This window comes from Kitasatospora sp. NPDC018058 (genome assembly GCF_044327205.1).
GTDB lineage: Bacteria > Actinomycetota > Actinomycetes > Streptomycetales > Streptomycetaceae > Kitasatospora.
The window spans coordinates 14,010-32,157 of sequence record NZ_JBIRFA010000027.1 but is presented as its reverse complement, the minus strand read 5'-3'; the positions used below and the strand labels follow the sequence as shown (position 1 = coordinate 32,157).

The following is an 18,148-nucleotide window of genomic DNA, read 5'->3' as shown; positions in this document are numbered from 1 at the left end:
GGGCCCGGGCTCACGGGCATGCTCGAGGGGGTTGAGGGATGCACAGCGGCGTCGTTGAAGCAGAGCCGGACACCGCGTTCCCGGAGGGCGGCACGACGCGTTCGCCGTACCCGGCGGCGTCCGTTCCCGCCGAGGCGGAGAACACCGTCCCCCGGCTCGTCCAAGCGCTTCTGGAGAACCGGCGGGAATTGCTGTCCGTCCTCACCCGGGTCGCCACCCGGCAGGCCGCCGGGGACGAATTCCTCCGATCCCTGCGCGCCCTCTCCGGCGCGCCCTGGGAACTCCTGCGCAATTCCCCCGGCCGGCTCGGCCGGCTCGCCACCTTCCTGCCGTCGAACAACCTCCTCTACTCCTACGTGCTCTTCGGCGTCATCCCCGCGCTGTACACCGACGAGGTCCGGCTGAGGCCCTCCGCCCGCGTGGCACCCGCCGCCATGGCCGTCCACGGGATCCTCGGACCGCGTGTCCGCGCGGCGATCGGCGGCCGCTTCGAGATGGCCCCCGACTCCCAGCGGGAGTTCCTCGCGACCTGCGCCGTCTCCGACGCCGTCGTCTTCACCGGCCAGCCGGACAACGCCGCGACGGTCGCGGGGCGGATCCCGCACGACGCCCTGTTCCTCGGCTTCGGCTCCGGCCCCAACCCGCTGGTCGTCGGCCCCGAGGCGGACCTCGACTCGGCCTGCCGCAGCGTGCTCGCCGCCCGCCTCTACAACTCGGGCCAGGACTGCCTGTGCACCGACATCGTCTTCGTCCACCGCTCGGTCGCCCGCGATCTCGTCGGCCGGCTCGCCGACGCCCTGTCCGCCGTGCGCGTCGGGGACCGGCGCGACGGCGACACCCTGGTCGCCCCGCTGGTCTACCCCGACGCGGTCGAGGGCGCGGCCGGATTCCTCGCCGGCCACCAGGAGTTCGTCGTACGCGGCGGACACGCCGACCCGGACCGGCAGGTCGTGGAGCCCTCACTGCTGCACATGCCGTGGCGGGGCGCCTTCCACCCGCCGGAGTTCTTCTCGCCCGTCGTGCTGACCATGGAGTACGACGACCCGCGCCAGATCGAGCGGTGGCTGCGCTCCCCCGAGGAGACCGTCCGGGGCATGTACGTCCAGGTGTTCGGCGAACCGGGGCTGCGGGGCCCGCGCATCGGCACCAGCGTGGTCTGCACCGAGCGCATCACCTTCGACGTGGAGGACGGGAACCAGCCCTTCGGCGGCTACGGCCTCCAGGGCGGCCACGTCCGGCGCGGCGGCACGGTCGTGTCGCGACCGCTGCTGCTCTCCGCCGAGGTCGGCCGCCGGGCCCGCTCATGACCGTCGTCCTCGGCCCGCCCGTGGCCCACGGGCGGGCCGACGGCGACGCCCCCGTCGCACCCGTCACCGGGGCCCGCCGCCTGGTCGCCGACCCCGACGCCCTGGACGCGGTGTGCGCCGCGCTGTCCGCGCTGTACACGCCCGACGGCCAGGGAGCGCCGGTGCTCCTCGCCGCCACCGACTACACCGTCTACGCCGTCGGCCAGTTCGCCGCCCGCTGCACGGACCCGGCCCGGCGGCTGCGCCCCTCGGACTCCGTCGCCCTCGAACCCTCCGGGCTGCTCCAGAGCTTCAGCGCCACCACCGGCTGGCGGGGCCCCGGCTACATGATCGGCGAGGCGGCCGGGGACGGCCGCTGCGCCCTGCGCCTGGCCGACGGGCTCGTCGCGTCGGGGCGGGCGGCCACCGTCTTCGTCTGCGAGGTGCTGCGCCGGGGCGACACCGGTGCCTTCTGGGCCGTCGCCACCCGGCTGCGCCCCGCCGGCGCCGACCTGCCCCGCACCGCCGCGGCCCGGCCCGCCGCGCTGGACGAGGCCACCTGGGAGCGCAGCGCCGTCGTGCGGGAGTACCGGCGCCGCGCCGACGCCGTCCGGCCGGGGCCCGCCGGCCGCGCCCCCGCGCCGTCCCTGTCCGACCACCCTGCCGAGGAGCAGCCGTGACCACCGAGACCCACCCCTGGAACGTCGTCGCCGACACCCTCGCGGACGCCGGGTGCGACAGCGTCTTCGGCCTGCCCTCCGACGAGCCGGGCCTGATGGACGCGGCCGCGGGCCACCCGCGGCTGCGCGTCGTGGGCGTGCGCGACCAGCGTGTCGGGGCCTGCGCCGCGATCGGGCACGCGGCGGTCACCGGCCGCCCCGCCGTCCTCGCCGTCAACTCCGGCCCCAGCTTCGCCAACACCCTGACCGGACTGCTGGAGGCGTCCTCGCTGGGCGCCCCGCTCGTCGTCGTCACCACCCGGGTGCCACTCGCGGGGATCGGCCGCGGCGGCTTCCAGTACACCGACCAGGCCGCCATGGCCGCGCCGCTGGCCAAGTGGACCTTCCTGGTGGAGGACCCGCGGCAGCTGACCTGGGCGCTGCGCCGGGCCGTCCACCTCGCCGTGAACGGCGGCCCGGGCGTGGTCCTGGTGGAGATCGCCGACGAGGTGCTGCGCGCCCCGGCCCCGGAGGCGGCGCCCGCCGCGCCCGTGCGCCGGATCCGCGGCGCCGCGGCCGCCGAGGAGGTGGCCCGGGCGGCCGCCCTGCTCGCTGGCGCGCGACTGCCGGTCCTCGTCGCGGGCGGCGGCTGCAAGCCCTCCGGCGCCGGCCCGGCCGTGCGCCGCCTCGCCGAGACGCTCGGCGCACCGGTGTTCACCACCGCCGCCGGACGCGGCACGATCGACGAGGAACACCCCCTGGCCTGCGGCCTGGTGGGCCTCTACACCACGCCCCCGGCGGACACCCTGCTGGCGGCGGCCGACGTGGTGCTGGTGATCGGCTCCCGCCTGGAGGAGACGGCCCGGATGGGCTGGGACAGCCTCCCGGACAAGAGGCTCGTCCACATCGACATCGACCCCGGCGTCTTCCTGACCGCCCTGGAGCCGGAGGTCGCCCTGCTCGGCGACGCCGCCACCGTGGCCGGCCAGCTCACCGAGGCCCTGGCCGCCGCCACGCCCGCCGACCCGGGGGCGGGCGAGCGGCGCCGGGCCGAGGCGGCCGCCGTACGGGCCGCGCTGCACGCCGGGTACGGCGCACCGGCCGCACCCGGCGCGGGGGACGCGGCCGACGGCGGCGACACCCCGCTCACGGCGCCGGCCGCGCTGCGCCTGCTCCAGGAGTCCGTCACGCGCGAGGCCATCCTGGTCCAGGAGAACGGCCTGCACGACATGTGGGGCTACCACTACCCGGTCCTGTCCGTCAGCGACCGGGCCACGGTCGTCACCCCCGGCGAGCAGACCATGGTCGGCTTCGGCCTGCCCGCCGCCCTGGGGGCCGCGCTCGCCGACCCCACCCGCCGCACCGTCCTGGTCTGCGGCGACGGCGCCTTCCAGATGAGCCTGGCCGCCCTGCCGACGGCCGCCGAACACCGGCTCGGCCTCACCGCCCTGGTGCTGGACAACGCAGGCTACGGCTGGCCGCGCGTCGTGCGCGCCAACGAGGGCGCCCCCGACACCCTCACCCGCTTCGCCGCGCCCGCGCACGCCGAGGCCGCCGTGCGCGCCGTCGGCGGCTGGAGCGCCCGCTGCACCACCGAGGGCGAACTGGCCGCCGCCCTGGCGACCGCGGCCGCGGTCACGGCCGAGGGGCGCACCGCCGTGATCACCGTGCCGGTCCGCGACGACGACGTCCCGGTGGGCGTACGCGGCCTGTTCGCCGCCGAAGCCGCCGCCGAGGCCGCCGAAGCCGCCGCCGAAGCCGCGGGCCGGGCCGAGTCCGACGGGCCGGCCGCGTGAACGGCCCCGCCGCGCCCGCCCGGTCGGCCCCGGCGCGCCTGACCGTCGACGGCGAGCACATCGCCCCCGCGCACCTGGCCCGCCTGGTCGCCCGCACCGCACGCGCGCTCGACGCCGCCGGTGCCCGGCCCGGCACCGGCGTGTCGCTGGCCTGCGACCATCCGCTGACCGCGGTCGTCACCGCCCTCGCCGCCGCCGCCACCGGCGCCCCGCTGCTGCTCGACGGCTCCGCGCCGGTGCGCCGGATCGCCCCGGCCGCGGTCGTCACCGCCACCGCCGCCGGCGAGCCCGTCGTCACCCGCGCCGCCGGACGGCCGCCGCTGGAACTGCCCCCGCACACCGCGGCCGTCTTCTGGACCTCCGGCAGCTCCGGCGACCCCAAGGCCGTCGCCGTCTCCCGCGCCGCACTCGACCACCAGGGCGCGGCCACCGCCGCCCGGATGCGGGTGAGCGGCGGCGACGGCCTCCTGCTGCCACTGCCGCTGCGCCACGCCTACGGGTTCAGCGTGCTCCAGGTCTGGCACACCACCGGCGCGCACCTCTTCGCCGAATCCGCCTTCAGCCAGCGGCGCGTGCTCGGACTCCTGGGCCGGGAACGGATCACCTCGCTGGACGGCGTCCCCACCATGTACCGGATGCTGGCCGCCGAGGCCGCCAAGGACCCCGCGGCCGCCCGCCTGCTGCGGGACCTGCGCATCCGGGGCTGCGGCGGCGACGTCCTCACGCCCGCCCTGTACGAGGACTTCCGCACCGCCGTCGGCGCCCCCCTGCACGACGGCTACGGGCTGAGCGAAGCGGGCCCCAACGTCGCGCTCAACGCCCCCGGCGACGTCCACCCGGGCACCGTCGGCCGGCTCCTGGACGGCGTCCGCGCCCGTCGCGCCGGCCCCGCCGGGGAGATCCAGATCAGCAGCCCCTCCCTGATGCTCGGCTACCTCGACCCGGTCACCGCGGGCCTGTCCACCGCGCCCTTCACCGAGGACGGCTGGCTGCGCACCGGCGACACCGGATCCGTCTCCTGCGACGGCCTGCTCAGCATCACCGGCCGGATCAAGGAGGTCCTCGTCGTGCACGGGGAGACCGTGGCGCCCACCGTCGTCGAGGACGCGGTCCGGGCCGCCGACGGTGTCCTGGACGCCGCGGTCGTCGGGGTCCGCCGGGGCGACCGGGGCGACGCCGTCTGGGCGTTCGTGGAGAGCGCGGACGGCGACCGGGCCGCGGTCGCCGACCGGGTGGCCGCCGCCTGCCGGCGCATGCTGCCCCCGCACGTGCGGCCCCGCGCCGTCCACGTGCTCCCCGCGCTGCCCCGCACCGGCAGCGGCAAGCACGACCGGGTCCGGCTGCGGGCCTGGGCGGCGCGGGAGCAGGCGGCATGACCGCGGTCGCGCTCGCGGGCACCGGCCTCGTCACCGCCCTGGGCAGCGGACCCCGTGCCTTCTGGGACGGCCTGCTGCTCGGGCGCCGGGCCTTCGGCGAACTCACCGCCTTCGACGGCGACTTCCGCAGCCGCACGGTGGCCGCGGTGCCCGCCTCGGTCTGCCCGGCCGCGCCCGGCCGGCGCAAGGAGGCCATGGCCCGCACGGCCGCCCGGCAGGCCCTGCGCGCGGCGGGCCTGCCCCGGCTGCCGGACGGCTCACTCGTCGTCCTGGTCTCCCAGGCCCCGGGCGGCGCCCGGGGGAGCGACGGCGACTTCACCGGCCCCGGCCCCGACCCCCTGCTCGCCGCCCTGGGCACCTCCGCGGACCGGGTCACCGTCGTCCACCTCTCGCACGCCTGCGCCTCCGCCGCGTTCGCCGCCTCCTTCGCCCGGGACTGGCTGCTCAGCGGGCTGGGCGACACCGCCCTGGTGGCGGGCGCCAGCGCCCTGAACCCGTACGAGTACGCCAGCATGGACGTCGTCAAGACGCTGAGCCCCGGCGGGGCCCGGCCGCTGGACGGCGGGCGCGACGGCATCACCGTCGGCGAGGGAGGCGGCGCCTTCGTCCTGGAGACCGGGGCCGGCGCCCGGGCCCGCGGCCACCGCCCGCAGGCCTGGCTGGCCGGCGCCGCCTGCCTGGTCGACAGCACCCAGGCGGTCGCCTCCGAACGGGACGCCATCGCCGCCTGCATGCGGGGCGCGCTCCAGGACGCGGGCGTCGGGCGGATCGACTACGTCCACGCCCACGCCACCGGAACCGCGCAGGGGGACGCCGCCGAGGCCGAGGCCGTCGGGGAGCTCGCCCGCGCGCTGGGTCCCCGCCCGGTACCCGTCAGCTCCCACAAGGGAGCCGTCGGCCACCTGCTGCACGCCTCCGCCTTCCCCGCCCTGGTGGCGGCCGCCGGCTTCCTGCGCGAGGCGCGGGTGCCGGGCACGCCCGGACTGCGTGACCCGATGGAGGTCCCGGACGGAGTCCTGGCCGTCCGGGAGGCCACCACGGCGGCGCGGGCGGAGCACGTCCTGGTCAACAGCTTCGGCTTCAGCGGCAACAACGCCTCCCTCGTCCTGTCGGCCGTCGGCCGCTGAACACCGCACAAGGAGTCCCGATGACCCTCCCCCTGGTAACCGTCGTCACCCTGACCAAGGGCCGCCCCGAGACCCTCGTCGAACGGGCGCTGACCTCCGTGGCCCGCTCCGAGGGGGTGCGCGTGCAGCACGTCGTCGTCGCGGACGACTGCCCGTTCCTGCGCCAGGAGGCCAACCGGCGGGAACTCGCCGAGCGGTTCCCGCACGCCGAGTTCGTGCACGCGGCGCCCGAGGACCACCCGGACATCCCCGGCTACCTCGCGGCCCGGCTGGCCTACCTGCGCAATCTCGGCATCGCCCGGGCGCGCGGCGCGTACGTCGCCCACCTCGACGACGACAACGCCTACCACCCGGGCCACCTGCGCAGCCTGGTCGACGCCCTGGAGGCCGACCCCGCCGCGGAGGTCGCGTACAGCTGGCGCCGGCTGCGCACCGCGGACGGCGCGGGCTTCGTGCCGGACGGCGAGGACCCCTGGCACCCGGTCGCCGAGCGGCGGACGGCCTCGTACGAGTCGCTGCGCCGGCAGGGCGTCTTCGTACCGGGCTCGGACGTGGTGCGCGACGCGATGCGCGTCGTGGACGGCACGGTGCTGGCCCGGGTCGACACCAACGAGCTGATGCTGCGCCGGGAGACCCACGCCAGGATCCCGTTCCCCACGGACTTCACGCTGTGGGAGCGGATCCTGGAGACCACCGAGGACATGGCGCTGTGCCGGCGGCTGCTGGAGCACGGGGTCCGGTCCGTGTGCACCGGGCGGGCCACGGTCGACTACTACATGGGCGGATTCTCCAACGCGGCGGCCCTCGTCTGACCGCCGCGCCGGCCGGGCCCCGTCCGGGGGCCCGGCCGCCCCCTCAGCGGAGGCCGGCCAGGCCCTCCACCGCGCGGGTGTCGGCGGCGTGCAGCTCACGGACCCGCCGTCGGCACAGGTCCAGGGCCTCGGCGGTCCACGAACCGCTGAGCAGGAAGACGGCGCGGGCGAGGTCGAGGACCGCGTCGGAGGAGCGCTGGAGCAGGTCGGCCGTGTCGGCGGCCAGCGCCGCCGTCCGCGGGCCGCGCGAGCGCAGCAGCCCGTCCCCGGCGAGCACCCGCGCGAGCAGGTGCCGGTCACCGGAGACCTGGCGCTGCAGCGGGCCCGACACCCGCATCTGGAGCAGCCTGCGGCGCCCGGGGCGACCGGCCAGTTCCTCGATCACCTCGGGCAGCGCCAGCAGTCCGGCGAGCCCGGCCTGCGGCAGGTCCGGTTCGGTCATCTGCCGTACGGACCGGTCGATCAGCAGGCCGAGCTCGCTCTCCCAGTCGGCCCGCGGCTTCGCCACGTCCCAGACCAGGACGGGGGCGCCGGCCATGCCCCGGCGCAGTTCCTCGAGGGGGACCGTGCCTCGGTTGTCCTCGAAGGCTGCGGCCTTGCGGGTGTTGCGGTCGGCGACGTGGGCGGTGCCGGGGTCCAGCCGGTGCACGAGGAAGGTGTGCGGGTAGCCGAAGAACGGGACGCGGTAGTACTCGGAGTGGCGCATCCCCGACAGGTCCGGGGAGACCGGCACGGCGTGGCCGCGGGCGAGTTCGCGGCGTACGAGGTCCAGCGCCGCGTCGGGGCGCTCCGGGTCGTCCGGCGAGGTCTCCCAGCGGACCGTCACGCCCCGCTGGAAGCGCGGGGCGTGGTAGTCGGTGTCCAGGCCGCCGTAGAGGGTCAGCAGTTCGCCCTCCGGCGTGCGTTCGACGGCGAAGTTCAACGGCTGGGCCAGGGCCCGGGCCGTGTCGCGCAATCCCGACGCGTACAGGCAGTCGCGCAGGCAGTGCAGCCAGCAGGAGACGCGGTGGTAGGCGATGCCCTCGACGGCGTCGAGCTCCCTGCCGAGGTACGGGAACGGGGCCGCGGGGACGGCCGGAGCGGCGGGCGCCGTCACGACAGCGCGCCCGACGCGGCCGCAGCGGGCGCGTCGGCCCGGGCCGGCCGCTTCTCGGGGACCAGGCGGGTGACGAGCAGCAGCACCGGCACCGCCATCGCGAGGCCGACCAGGGTGGCGGACCAGGCGATTCCGGCGGTGGCGACGAGCGCACCGCCGGCCACCGTGCCCGCGACGAGGAAGACGTCGGACATCGGGACGAGCGTGGCGTAGTACCTGCCGGTGAGCTCGGCCGGGAGCCGCTTCTGCACCTCGGCGAAGTACACCACCGAGGCGATGGACTCGAACACGCCGGACAGGAAGAGCAGGACGAGGGCGACGCTCCAGTCGCCGGTCCACAGCAGCGCGATCCAGCAGACGCCTTCGAGGGCGTTGCCGAGGATGTAGACCCAGCCCTGGTTCCAGCGGCGCAGCCGGGCCGTCAGCAGCGCGCCGCAGGCGCCGCCGAGCCCCATCGCGGCGAGCAGGTAGCCGAGCATGCCGGGGACGCCCTCGAAGTGGTCCAGCGAGTAGGCCGCGAGGAAGGTGCGGCCCAGGCCCAGCGCGACCATGTACGTGAAGGCGGTCAGGGTCAGCGAGGACAGCCGGCCGTCGTTGTTGACCATGCGGACCAGCTCGCGGGCGCCGCCCGCCACGGCGCGGGCCCAGGCGGTGAGCCCGCGCAGCACGGCCGACCCGTCCCGGCGGGGTGCGGGCGCCGGGGCCGCGGCGGAGCGCGGCGCGGCCAGCGGCAGGCGCAGCAGGAGCGCGGCCGCGACGAGGGCGGTGGCCGCCTCGGCGCAGAATAGCCAGCCGACGCCGAGGCCCGCGGCGATCGGCCCGGCCAGGGCCGGGCCGATGAGCTTCGGGATCCGCTCGGCCGTCACGATCAGGCCGTTGCCCTCCAGCTCGCTGCCCTCGGGGATCACCTGGGGGCGCAGGGCCATCGTCGCGGGGAAGCTGAACATGTAGCCGACGCCGATCGCCAGGGCCAGCAGCTGGATCTGCCACATCGCGGTGGTGAGCGGGAACAGCGCCACCACCAGGCCGCTGCCCAGCGCGGCGAGCATCGCCACGCGGCGCGGGTCGTGGCGGTCGACGATCTGGCCGGCGAGCGCGCCCAGCAGGATGTTCGGCAGGAACCGGGCCGCGAGGGTGAAGCCGACCTCCAGGCCGAGGCCGTACCGCTGCATCACCAGCAGCGGCAGGCCCACCGTCGTCATCGCGGAGCCCAGCTCCAGCACGAAGAGCGAGCCGACCAGGCGCAGGGCGCCGGGATTGCGCAGCAGGCGCGCGAAGTTGCCGCCCGCCGCCGGGGGAGCCGCCGTGTTCTCGTCGGTCTGGTCTGCCATGTTCCCTACCTGTTCTGGGCGGTGGCCGCTGCGGACGGGCGCAGGGCGGCCTCCTGGGCCGCCCTGCACCGGCCGAGCACGTGCTCGGCGAAGTCCTGCGGGAGTTCGAGCTGGCGCAGGCGTACGGCGATGGTGGCCAGCAGGTCGTTCGCCGAGCGGGCGGCCGCCGCGGCCTGCCCGGGAGCGGTGGCGCCCCCGACACCGACGACGGCCGCCAGCGGCATGCCGGTTTCGATCATGTCGTTGATCGCCTCGGAGTAGCCCTCGCGGGCACCGCGGCGCAGGGCGTGCAGGCCGAAGCTGACGTGCCGTGACTCGTCACGGGTCATGGCGGTGAAGCCCGCGCGCAGGCCGGGCAGCAGGGGGATGTGCTGCAGGCTGCGGACCAGGCCCCGCTGGCCGTGCAGGGCGAGGACGCCCTCGGTGACGAGGTGGAAGAAGGTGACGGCGCGCAGCCACTGCGCGTAGTCGTGCGGGGCGCGGGCGAGGTCGCGCAGTACCGCGTTCTCCAGGGCGTGCACGGCCCGGTGCGCGGGGCTCAGAGCCGACCACGACTCGATGAGCTGCCCCCGCAGGGAGCCGGTCAGGCCGAGGAGTTCCTCCGCGGCCCGGCTGACGAACACCGTGTGCCGCGACTCGTCGGCGGCCTGCGTCCCGAGGTAGACGAGGTACTCCTCGTCGGGGCAGGCGGCGAGGATGGGGCTCATCAGGTCGAGTCCGGTGTACTCCCCGACCAGGAAGCTCTTGAGGAAGTATTCGAGGCCGCGGCGGGTGGCCGGGCTCAGCAGGCCGTCCCAGTGCCGGCGGTCCCGCTCGAGGTCGATGTCGGAGGCCAGCCACTGCTGGCGTTCCCAACGCCGGTAGAGGTCACGGGGGGTGAAGCGCCGCTCCAGCGTGTCACCGGCGCCGCGCAGCAGCGCGTCCGCGTCCAGCAGCGCGAGCTCGTCCAGGTCCGCCTCGTCGAACAGCAGCGTGGTCCAGCGCATCGCCCGGTCCCTCCCCCTCGTTCCCTGCGTGCCGCGGGGCGCGTCCCCCGCGTGTCCCCGTTCGCGTCCTGCCGGGGAAGACCGTCGGCCGGTCCACGGAGGAACACCCCGTGGGACCGGCCGGCCGGATCGATGTGAGTCGACCTCACATGTTCTTCATGCCCATGGCCTGCTCGATCTCGCCGGCGATGCCGACGAAGAGGCCGTGGTTGGACTCCTTGACGCCCTCCAGCCAGGTCTCGAAGGCCACGGCGTCGTCGGTGCTCGGAGCGGCGTTGCCGGTCTCCTCGATGATGCGCTGCTGGATCTCCACGCTCAGTGCAGTAGCCATTTCCGCACCCTTTCTCGGTTCGGCGGGCCGGAGCCCGCTCGGATTTCGCAGGGCCGGAGGTTCCCCCGGTCGTCACGGATCGTGTCAGCGGAGGTGGGGGCCGCGCATCTTCTGGACTGCTCTTCTGTCGGCAGCCTTCGCCGACCCCGGCCGGCACCGTGGCCACCGCCTCCGGCTCGAAGTCGACGGCGCTCGACCAGCCGGACACAGGTGTGAGTCGACCTCACATGACGTTCAGTTCATGATCTTGTTGCCCATGGCCTGCTCGATCTCGCCGGCGATGCCGACGAAGAGGCCGTGGTTGGACTCCTTGACGCCCTCCAGCCAGGTCTCGAAGGCCACGGCGTCGTCGGTGCTCGGAGCGGCGTTGCCGGTCTCCTCGATGATGCGCTGCTGGATCTCCACGCTCAGTGCAGTAGCCATTTCCGCACCCTTTCTCGGTTCGGCGGGCCGGAGCCCGCTCGGATTTCGCAGGGCCGGAGGTTCCCCCGGTCGTCACGGATCGTGTCAGCGGAGGTGGGGGCCGCGCATCTTCTGGACTGCTCTTCTGTCAGCAGCCTTCGCCGACCCCGGCCGGCACCGTGGCCACCGTCTCCGGCTCGGCGTCGACGGCGCTCGACCAGCCGCCGCCGACCAGCCGGAACCACACGGAGCTGGTGATCACACCGTCCCGGTGCTCCCCCTCGACGACCTCGTCGCCGAACGACCGGCCCTCGGCCTCGTGCCCGGTGGCCGGGTCCGGCAGCAGCGGGACGACCGGGCTGTCCGGGGACAGGCCCGAGCGGATGTCGGCGTCGCGCCGTACGGGGCCCAGGAGGTTCGGCGTGGAGTCACTCGGTGGACCGGGACATGCGGGTACTGCCTTTCGATCTCGGAGTGCTGTTCGCTGACGGACCCGTGACGGGGCTTCGCTCAGGCGGCCTTGCCGACCAGGGAGGGCCGCGCGGCTGCCACCCGGGCGCGGGCCAGCCACATCACCTGGGACACCATCTGCGCCAGCCGCTCGCCCTCGGACGAGAGCGGTTCGCCTGCGGCCGGCTCGGCCGGGACCCCGGCCAGCGCGACCCCCACCGGCGTCGGCCAGCCGCGCAGCGCGTGACCGATGGTGCGCAGCGTGGTCAGGGTCGAGACCGCGCCCTGGGCGCCCGAGCCGATCGCGACGGTTCCGATGGCGCGGCCCTCCAAGTAGGGGAGTGGTCCGTCGATGTCGTTGACGAGGTCGAGGGCGTTCTTCAGCAGACCGGAGACGGTGGCGTGGTACGTCGGAGACACCAGGACGACACCGTCCGCCCGGCGCAGCTCGCCCAGGTAGTCCGCCGCTGCCTCGTGTGTCGCCCCGAGGCCCGGGCGGTAGGCGGGGAAGTCGATCGCCGCGCCCGTGAAGACGCGTGTGGTCGCGCCCTGTTCGGCGAAGCGGCGGGCACACCACCCGGCCACGCGGTCCGATGTCGATGCGCTCCGGAGCGAGCCGCTGACCAGGACTATGTGCGGGGTCCTCATGGTTTCGGCACCCTTCGCAGTTCGGCGGGCAGGTCCCGGTACCCGGCGGTCGCGTTGGCGATCACGGTGTCCCCGCCGTAGGGCGGAAGGACCACACTGCGCAGTGTCGTGCCCGGTGAGGGCGAGGTGGTGACGCTGATGTCGGTGTGCCGGTGGTCGGCGCGCTGGTGGTCGTCGGTGACGTCCTGGTCCCGGAGGAAGAGGACCTCGTGCTCCGGGAACGCCTCGTTCGGCTGTCCGAAGACAGCGTCGGAAAACGTGCCGGAAAGGTCGACTCCGGTGACCTCGGCACCGATCCGGCCACCGATCTTCCGTAGGTCAAACGTAGGCACCAGATTCCTTCCGGGTTCGGTCCTGTGCCGCCCGTCTCGGAGCGCGCCGCGCCGCCCGTTCGGGCCCGGCACGGGTCCGGCCGCAGGGGCCGGTCGGCGACCGGACGGGGGCCGACCGGCCAGGACGGCGCCGAGCCAACCACGGGGTGGTTGACGGGGCAACAGGCGTTCCGGGAGCGCGACGACTCCGCCAAGTTGTCCAAGTCGCAGCAGGTCGCGGCGGATTCTTGGCGCGCGACTGCGCACGTGCTCCCCTCGATGGAATCGCCCCGTGCTGCCCGAGAGCCGTAGTCATTCCGTGGAGAAGAGGAACACCGACATGCCGGTGATCAAGGTGAACTGGTGGGAGAGCAACGACCGGTCCGCACGCAGTGATCTGGTGGCGGGGATCACCGACGTCGTCACACGGGTGTCGGGCTGCCCCGCCGAGGCCGTCACCGTCATCGTCCGGGACGTCGACCCCGGCCACTGGGGCTCCGGCGGCCGGCTGGCCGACGAACGCGGCCCGCACACCCTCCGGAAACCCCGGTGAGCCTTCGCGACCTGCACCCCGACATCCGGCTGAGGACCTGCGTCGGATTCGTCCGTCGCCAAGAACATCGTCGCCGCCGGCCTCGCCGCCCGCGCCGAGGTACAGGTCGCCTACGCGATCGGCAAGGCCGAGCCGGTCGGCCTGTTCGTCGAGACCTTCGGCACCGAGACCGTCCCGGTCCTCACCATCCAGAAGGCCGTCTCCGAGGTCTTCGACCTGCGCCCCGCCGCGATCATCCGCGACCTGGACCTGCTGCGCCCGATCTACTCGCAGACCGCCGCGTACGGCCACTTCGGCCGTGAGCTGCCGGACTTCACCTGGGAGCGCACCGACCGCGTCGACGCCCTGCGCGCCGCCGCCGACATCTCCTGACCGACTGCTCCATCCCAACGTAAGGAACTCCCGTGTCTGTCACCGCCGTCCAGTCCGTCCCCACCGCCCTCTTCCTGGAGCCCGCCGCGACCGAGCGCTCCCGCCACCGGGTCCAGGAGCTCCTGGACGACTACCGCGCCGGGGCCTGGTCGCCCACCGCTTTGGAGCGGCGCGTCGCCGCGACCCTGCTCACCGCGACCGAGGCGGACGGGGAGCTCACCGCCGGACAGGTCCGCGCCGCCCTGTGGGACGGCGCCGTGACCATGATCCAGGAGAACCACGGCCGGTTCGCCTCCGCCCTCGCCGACCTCGTGCCGGTGCTCGACGAGACCGAACCGACCGCCCCCGAGGTCGTGGACGCGGCGGCCGAGCTCGTCGCCGCGGTCGCCGACCTCGACTGACCGAACCCGATACACGACGACGGCCCGGGACCCGCCGCACGCGGATCCCGGGCCGTCGCACCGCCTCAGCCGAAAGACACCCCGGTCAGTTCCTGCGACCGCTCCCACAGCCGGATCCGCGCGAGCCCGTCACGCGCGGCCCGTGCGGAGCGCGCCGGCACCGCCCCGCCCGCGCATTCCGCCACACCGGCTGGCCCGAGGTAGGAGCCGCCCGCGACGAGCGGATCGGTGGCGGCCCGCAGCAGCGGAACGGCCGCCCGGGCCGGCTCCTGCGCCAGCCACCGCAGGGCGACCCCGCTGACCGGCCGCAGCCACGCCGGTGCGCCGTTCTCCCACAGCCCGGTCGGGGACACCCCCGGATGCGCGGCCACCGAGGCGGTGGCCGCCCCCGTGTCCTCCAGCCGGAGCTGCAGCTCCCGGGCGAACATCAGGTTCGCGAGCTTGGACCGGCCGTACGCCACCACCGAGCGGTGCCCCGCCGCCGCCCGCGCCTCCTGCGGCCGGGCGCCGCGCACCGCCAGCCGGTGCGCCAGGCTCGACACCGTCACCACCCGCGATCCGGGCACCTCGCGCATGAGATCCAGCAACAGGCCGGTCAGCGCGAAGTGTCCCAGGTGGTTGACGCCGAAGTGCGGCTCGAAGCCGTCCTGGGTCCGGCGGTACGGCGGGAACATCACCCCGGCGTTGTTCACCAGCAGGTCCAGCCGGCCGTACCGGTCCCGCACCCGCCGGGCCGCCTCCCGCACGGAAGCCAGCGAGGCCAGGTCGAGCGGGACCACGTCGGTGCGCCCGCCGATCAGGGAGGCCGCGGCGCGGCCGCGGCCGGGGTCTCTGCAGGCGAGGACGACGTGTGCGCCCCGGGCCGCGAGCACCCGGGCCGTTTCCAGGCCGAGACCGGACGCACCTCCAGTGACCAGTGCCGTCCTGCCGTGTTGGTCGGGTACGTCTGCCGTGGACCACATCACGTCATCACCATCCGTGCGGGCCGGCCGGGGCCGGTGAGGGGACGTCAGAGGGAAGCGCCGTAGCCGTGCTCGACGATGAGCGCGGCGGCGACGTCGTAGAACGCCGGATCCGAGGGGACCTCGGTGGCCAGGCCGCTCACGTAGCGGTTGAACATGGCGAACGCGGCCGCGATGAGCACCGTGTCGTGGATCTCGGCGTCACCGGCACCGGCCGCGCGCGCCGCCGCGATCGCCCCGTCGGAGACGGGCCGCGCCTCGGCCTGGACCTCGGCCGCCACCGCCAGCAGCGCCCGGATCAGCGGGGAGACCGGAGCGGACGCGGGGTCGGCGATGACCGCCCGCACCAGGTCGTGGCCACCCTCCAACTGGGCCGCCGCGAAAGCACCGTGCGAGGCGGAGCAGAACTCGGTGCAGTTGAGCGCCGAGACGTACGCGGCGATCAGCTCCCGCTCGCCCCGGCTCAACGGGGAGTCGCCACTGCGCAGCAGGACCTCCGCCAGCCGCGACAGCACCGCCCCGGTGTCCGGGCGCTGCGCCATCAGCCCGCTGATGCCGGGAAGGTCGTTGGCGATCTGAATGTGGGGCACCGTATGTCCTCTTTCCCTGCGCCCGGTTCGTGTCGCCGCTCATGCTCCGCAGTCCGTCCGCTCCCCTCCAACTCCCACCGTGCGCAGGTCGCCTCCTCCTCGAACACTGAACAGCGAGCGTGCGCACCCCACCATGACGCAGCTGGCCGAAGCACTGGCGCCCCACTCCACGGTGTACAACTACGACCGTCGCGGCAGCGGCGACGCCGACACGTACGCCGTGGAGCGGGAGATCGAGGATCCCGCCGCCCTGATCGCCGAGGCGGGCGGTTCGGCGAAGGTGCTCGGCCTCTCGGCGGGTGGTGTCCAGGCGCTCAAGGCCGCCGCCGGCCCGGCGAGGTCGAGCCGTGGCTGCAGACCGCGGCCCGCGCCGTCGCCGACGTGCTCCCCGACGCGCGGCACCAGACGCTGCCCGACCAGCGCATCGCCGTCGACCCGCCGGTGCCCGCCGCCGAGCTGAAGGACTTCTTCGCCAACTGAGCGCACCGCTCCGGCCCGTCCGGCGCCCGTGGAAGCACCCCTCCACGGGCGCCGGACGCGTGTGCGGGGACAGGCGCCCACGCAGAGGCTGTCAGCGGGCAAGCCGCCGTAGCCGGCCGGACAGCGCACAGGAGGAGTTGGCGTGGCCGTCGCGGCCCGCCAACGATGGCACCGACCCGCGACCCGCCCACCAGTGAAGGACACACCCGGTGCCGCACATCACGATCACCAGCGACCTGCCCGGCATCCGGGGCCTGATGACCGACCACCCCGAGTCGGCGGCCCCCCTCAACGCGGTGGCCGACGCCCTGCTGCGCGGCCCCTCCCCGCTGTCCCGCGGCGAGCGGGAGCTGATCGCCACCTACGTCTCGGAGCTCAATCGCACCCGGTTCTGCTCCGACACCCACGGCGCGGCCGCCGCCGCCCAGCTCGACGGCGGCGCCGACCTGGTCAAAGCCGTCCAGACGGACGTCCGCTCCGCCTCGCTGAGCCCGTTGCTTCGCGCCCTGCTCAACGTGGCCGCCGAGGTCCAGGCCCAAGCCGCGCCGGTCGCCGACGAGACGATCGCCGCCGCCCGCGCCGAAGGCGCCACCGACGGCCACATCCACGACACCGTGCTCATCGCCGCCGCCTTCTGCATGTACAACCGGTACGTCAGCGGCCTGGCCACCGCGCTGCCCACCGAGCCCGGGTACTACGAGGAGGCGGGCCGGCGGATCACCTCCCACGGCTACGCCCGCGCGGTCTGAGGGGAGCGACATCGCCATGCGTGTACCGACTCGAGACACCAAGCGCGCACACCGCCGTGCGGTCGCCGCGACGGTCGTCGGCAACTTCGTGGAGTCCTTCGACTGGCTGGGCTACGGGCTCTTCGCACCCCTGCTCGCCGCCCGGTTCTTCCCTTCCAGTAACCCGGTCACCTCCCTCATCGGCGCCTTCGCCGTCCTCGGCGTCGGTGTTCTCGTCCGCCCGCTCGGCGGCATCCTGCTGGGCCGCCTCGCCGACCGGCGCGGCCGGCGCCCCGCCCTGATGCTCGCCATCACCCTGATGACCTCGGGATCGTTCCTGATCGGCATCACTCCGACCTACGACCAGATCGGTCTGCTCGCCCCCGTCGTCCTGCTGCTGGCCCGCGTTGCCCAGGGTGTCTCCTCGGGCGGTGAATGGCCTGCCGCGGCCGCCTACCTCATGGAAGTCGCACCGCGGAGGCGCAAGTCCCTCTACGGCAGTCTCTTCTCCCTGACCACCTGCGCCGGTGCCTTCACCGCCTCGCTGCTCGGCGGCTTCCTGACCGCCGGCCTCGGCCCGGACGCGATGGGCGCCTGGGGATGGCGCATCCCGTTCCTCGTCGGCGGCTTCTTCGGTGTCATCCTGCTGGTCCTGCGCCGCCAGCTCGCCGAGACCGAGGTCTTCCAGCGCGAAGCCGGCTCCCAGGCCACCCGCGGCTCGCTGCGCGAGGTCCTCGGCACCTACCGGCGCCAGGTGCTGCTGTCCGTGCTGCTCGTCGCCGGCTTCGCCACCGTGGGCGCTACCTGGACCTCCGTCATCCCCGCCACCGGAGCGCAGCTCGCCGCCCCCGGCGAGATGTTCTGGGTGGTCGTCTGCGCCACCACCATCCTGATGGTGATCAACATCCCCATCGGCCTGCTCGCCGACAAGGTGGGCCCCCGGCGCTTCCTGGTCGCCGCGACCGTCCTGTTCGCGATCTGGGGCTCGTACAGCTTCCTCACCATCGAGGGCACCTTCACCAGCCTGCTGTCCACCTATCTCAGCGGCACCGTGTACCTGGTCTCCGCGACGACCACCCTCCCCGGCATCCTCTCCGAGCTCTTTCCGGCGGAGAACCGCGCCCTGGGACTCGGCCTGCCCAACGCGCTCACCGCGGCCGTCCTCGGCGGTGTCGCCCCGCCGCTGGCCACCTACCTCGGCGACCACGGCCGGCCCGGCTGGTTCATCGGCGCCTTGATGGCCACCGTGCTGCTCGCCCTGCCCGCAGCCCGTCTGACCCGGCGCACCCCCGCCCCGGCCGCCCCGGCCCTGGACCGCTCGTCCCTGACCCTCACGAAGTAGCCGCCCACGGTGAAGAGGCCACGGGCCGGCCCCGGCCTCACCGCTCGTGGCCGACCCCGTACAAGAGCCCTCCAACGCACCAGTGGGCTGTCCCACACCGCGGATACGG

Annotated in this window: 19 protein-coding genes and 1 pseudogene; 11 read left to right on the top strand and 9 right to left on the bottom strand. The window is 74.8% G+C overall.

The features are described 5' to 3' along the window. The first annotated feature begins 38 nt into the window (after positions 1–38). Genes ACH4E7_RS30710 through ACH4E7_RS30685 form a run of 6 tightly spaced genes read left to right on the top strand, consistent with a single transcriptional unit; the run spans position 39 to position 7,056 of the window. Complete coding sequence (locus tag ACH4E7_RS30710; RefSeq protein ID WP_396252409.1) at positions 39–1,307, top strand: aldehyde dehydrogenase family protein; 1,269 nt, start codon at positions 39–41, stop codon at positions 1,305–1,307. After that, positions 1,304–1,966: a hypothetical protein gene (locus ACH4E7_RS30705; RefSeq protein ID WP_396252408.1), complete on the top strand. Its 663-nt coding sequence runs from the start codon at positions 1,304–1,306 to the stop codon at positions 1,964–1,966. The genes ACH4E7_RS30710 and ACH4E7_RS30705 overlap by 4 nt, the downstream gene beginning before the upstream one ends. After that, a complete protein-coding gene (locus ACH4E7_RS30700; RefSeq protein WP_396252406.1) occupies positions 1,963–3,741 on the top strand; it encodes a thiamine pyrophosphate-binding protein in 1,779 nt (592 codons plus the stop codon). Before ACH4E7_RS30705 ends, ACH4E7_RS30700 begins: the two co-directional genes overlap by 4 nt. Continuing rightward, complete coding sequence (locus tag ACH4E7_RS30695; RefSeq protein ID WP_396252404.1) at positions 3,738–5,117, top strand: class I adenylate-forming enzyme family protein; 1,380 nt, start codon at positions 3,738–3,740, stop codon at positions 5,115–5,117. The genes ACH4E7_RS30700 and ACH4E7_RS30695 overlap by 4 nt, the downstream gene beginning before the upstream one ends. Beyond that, positions 5,114–6,244, top strand: coding sequence for a beta-ketoacyl synthase N-terminal-like domain-containing protein (locus ACH4E7_RS30690; protein WP_396252402.1), 1,131 nt, complete (start codon positions 5,114–5,116; stop codon positions 6,242–6,244). Before ACH4E7_RS30695 ends, ACH4E7_RS30690 begins: the two co-directional genes overlap by 4 nt. Positions 6,245–6,264: 20 nt before the next feature. Beyond that, a complete protein-coding gene (locus ACH4E7_RS30685; RefSeq protein WP_396252401.1) occupies positions 6,265–7,056 on the top strand; it encodes a glycosyltransferase family 2 protein in 792 nt (263 codons plus the stop codon). A gap of 43 nt (positions 7,057–7,099) precedes the next feature. On the opposite strand, the gene ACH4E7_RS30680 is transcribed toward ACH4E7_RS30685, so the two are convergent. The 7 genes from ACH4E7_RS30680 to ACH4E7_RS30650 form a co-directional block, all read right to left on the bottom strand. Further along, entirely contained in the window at positions 7,100–8,152 is a 1,053-nt protein-coding gene (locus tag ACH4E7_RS30680) for a hypothetical protein (RefSeq protein ID WP_396252399.1), read from the bottom strand. Beyond that, positions 8,149–9,483: an MFS transporter gene (locus ACH4E7_RS30675; RefSeq protein ID WP_396252397.1), complete on the bottom strand. Its 1,335-nt coding sequence runs from the start codon at positions 9,481–9,483 to the stop codon at positions 8,149–8,151. The genes ACH4E7_RS30680 and ACH4E7_RS30675 overlap by 4 nt, the downstream gene beginning before the upstream one ends. A 5-nt stretch (positions 9,484–9,488) precedes the next feature. Then, on the bottom strand, positions 9,489–10,469 hold the full coding sequence (locus ACH4E7_RS30670; protein ID WP_396252395.1) for a ribonucleotide-diphosphate reductase subunit beta: 981 nt from the start codon (positions 10,467–10,469) through the stop codon (positions 9,489–9,491). Positions 10,470–10,614: 145 nt separating this feature from the next. Continuing rightward, complete coding sequence (locus tag ACH4E7_RS30665; protein ID WP_396252394.1) at positions 10,615–10,800, bottom strand: hypothetical protein; 186 nt, start codon at positions 10,798–10,800, stop codon at positions 10,615–10,617. A gap of 234 nt (positions 10,801–11,034) precedes the next feature. Then, positions 11,035–11,223, bottom strand: a complete 189-nt coding sequence (locus ACH4E7_RS30660) for a hypothetical protein (RefSeq protein ID WP_396252392.1) — start codon at positions 11,221–11,223, stop codon at positions 11,035–11,037. Positions 11,224–11,712: 489 nt separating this feature from the next. Further along, positions 11,713–12,300 (bottom strand): NADPH-dependent FMN reductase, encoded by a 588-nt coding sequence (locus ACH4E7_RS30655; protein WP_396252390.1) that lies wholly within the window; start codon positions 12,298–12,300, stop codon positions 11,713–11,715. Next, positions 12,297–12,632 (bottom strand): TauD/TfdA dioxygenase family protein, encoded by a 336-nt coding sequence (locus tag ACH4E7_RS30650; protein ID WP_396252388.1) that lies wholly within the window; start codon positions 12,630–12,632, stop codon positions 12,297–12,299. Before ACH4E7_RS30650 ends, ACH4E7_RS30655 begins: the two co-directional genes overlap by 4 nt. Positions 12,633–12,930: 298 nt before the next feature. Here ACH4E7_RS30650 and ACH4E7_RS30645 point away from each other — a divergent pair, with 298 nt between their 5' ends. The 3 genes and pseudogenes from ACH4E7_RS30645 (at position 12,931) to ACH4E7_RS30635 (ending at position 13,937) form a co-directional block, all read left to right on the top strand. Next, a complete protein-coding gene (locus tag ACH4E7_RS30645; protein ID WP_396252387.1) occupies positions 12,931–13,164 on the top strand; it encodes a 4-oxalocrotonate tautomerase family protein in 234 nt (77 codons plus the stop codon). A 54-nt stretch (positions 13,165–13,218) separates the two neighbouring features. Then, positions 13,219–13,536 (top strand): annotated as a pseudogene (locus ACH4E7_RS30640) (methionine adenosyltransferase domain-containing protein); the annotation flags it as partial. Between the two features lie 32 nt (positions 13,537–13,568). Further along, complete coding sequence (locus ACH4E7_RS30635; RefSeq protein WP_396252386.1) at positions 13,569–13,937, top strand: hypothetical protein; 369 nt, start codon at positions 13,569–13,571, stop codon at positions 13,935–13,937. Positions 13,938–14,002: 65 nt separating this feature from the next. On the opposite strand, the gene ACH4E7_RS30630 is transcribed toward ACH4E7_RS30635, so the two are convergent. Together ACH4E7_RS30630 and ACH4E7_RS30625 are read right to left on the bottom strand one after the other, a co-directional pair. Next, positions 14,003–14,902: an oxidoreductase gene (locus ACH4E7_RS30630; RefSeq protein ID WP_396252385.1), complete on the bottom strand. Its 900-nt coding sequence runs from the start codon at positions 14,900–14,902 to the stop codon at positions 14,003–14,005. A 44-nt stretch (positions 14,903–14,946) separates the two neighbouring features. Continuing rightward, complete coding sequence (locus tag ACH4E7_RS30625) at positions 14,947–15,489, bottom strand: carboxymuconolactone decarboxylase family protein (protein ID WP_396252384.1); 543 nt, start codon at positions 15,487–15,489, stop codon at positions 14,947–14,949. Between the two features lie 689 nt (positions 15,490–16,178). Here ACH4E7_RS30625 and ACH4E7_RS30620 point away from each other — a divergent pair. Continuing rightward, a complete protein-coding gene (locus ACH4E7_RS30620) occupies positions 16,179–16,718 on the top strand; it encodes a carboxymuconolactone decarboxylase family protein (RefSeq protein WP_396252383.1) in 540 nt (179 codons plus the stop codon). Between the two features lie 16 nt (positions 16,719–16,734). Further along, positions 16,735–18,039, top strand: coding sequence for an MFS transporter (locus ACH4E7_RS30615; RefSeq protein WP_396252382.1), 1,305 nt, complete (start codon positions 16,735–16,737; stop codon positions 18,037–18,039). Positions 18,040–18,148 lie beyond the last annotated feature (109 nt).

Bases quoted from the DNA above. Each gene is read 5' to 3' on its own strand.
- ACH4E7_RS30710 (WP_396252409.1), top strand. From the start codon at position 39: ATGCACAGCGGCGTCGTTGAAGCAGAGCCGGACACCGCGTTCCCGGAG.
- ACH4E7_RS30705 (WP_396252408.1), top strand. From the start codon at position 1,304: ATGACCGTCGTCCTCGGCCCGCCCGTGGCCCACGGGCGGGCCGACGGC.
- ACH4E7_RS30690 (WP_396252402.1), top strand. From the start codon at position 5,114: ATGACCGCGGTCGCGCTCGCGGGCACCGGCCTCGTCACCGCCCTGGGC.
- ACH4E7_RS30685 (WP_396252401.1), top strand. From the start codon at position 6,265: ATGACCCTCCCCCTGGTAACCGTCGTCACCCTGACCAAGGGCCGCCCC.
- ACH4E7_RS30675 (WP_396252397.1), bottom strand. From the start codon at position 9,483: ATGGCAGACCAGACCGACGAGAACACGGCGGCTCCCCCGGCGGCGGGC.
- ACH4E7_RS30670 (WP_396252395.1), bottom strand. From the start codon at position 10,469: ATGCGCTGGACCACGCTGCTGTTCGACGAGGCGGACCTGGACGAGCTC.
- ACH4E7_RS30665 (WP_396252394.1), bottom strand. From the start codon at position 10,800: ATGGCTACTGCACTGAGCGTGGAGATCCAGCAGCGCATCATCGAGGAG.
- ACH4E7_RS30660 (WP_396252392.1), bottom strand. From the start codon at position 11,223: ATGGCTACTGCACTGAGCGTGGAGATCCAGCAGCGCATCATCGAGGAG.
- ACH4E7_RS30655 (WP_396252390.1), bottom strand. From the start codon at position 12,300: ATGAGGACCCCGCACATAGTCCTGGTCAGCGGCTCGCTCCGGAGCGCA.
- ACH4E7_RS30615 (WP_396252382.1), top strand. From the start codon at position 16,735: ATGCGTGTACCGACTCGAGACACCAAGCGCGCACACCGCCGTGCGGTC.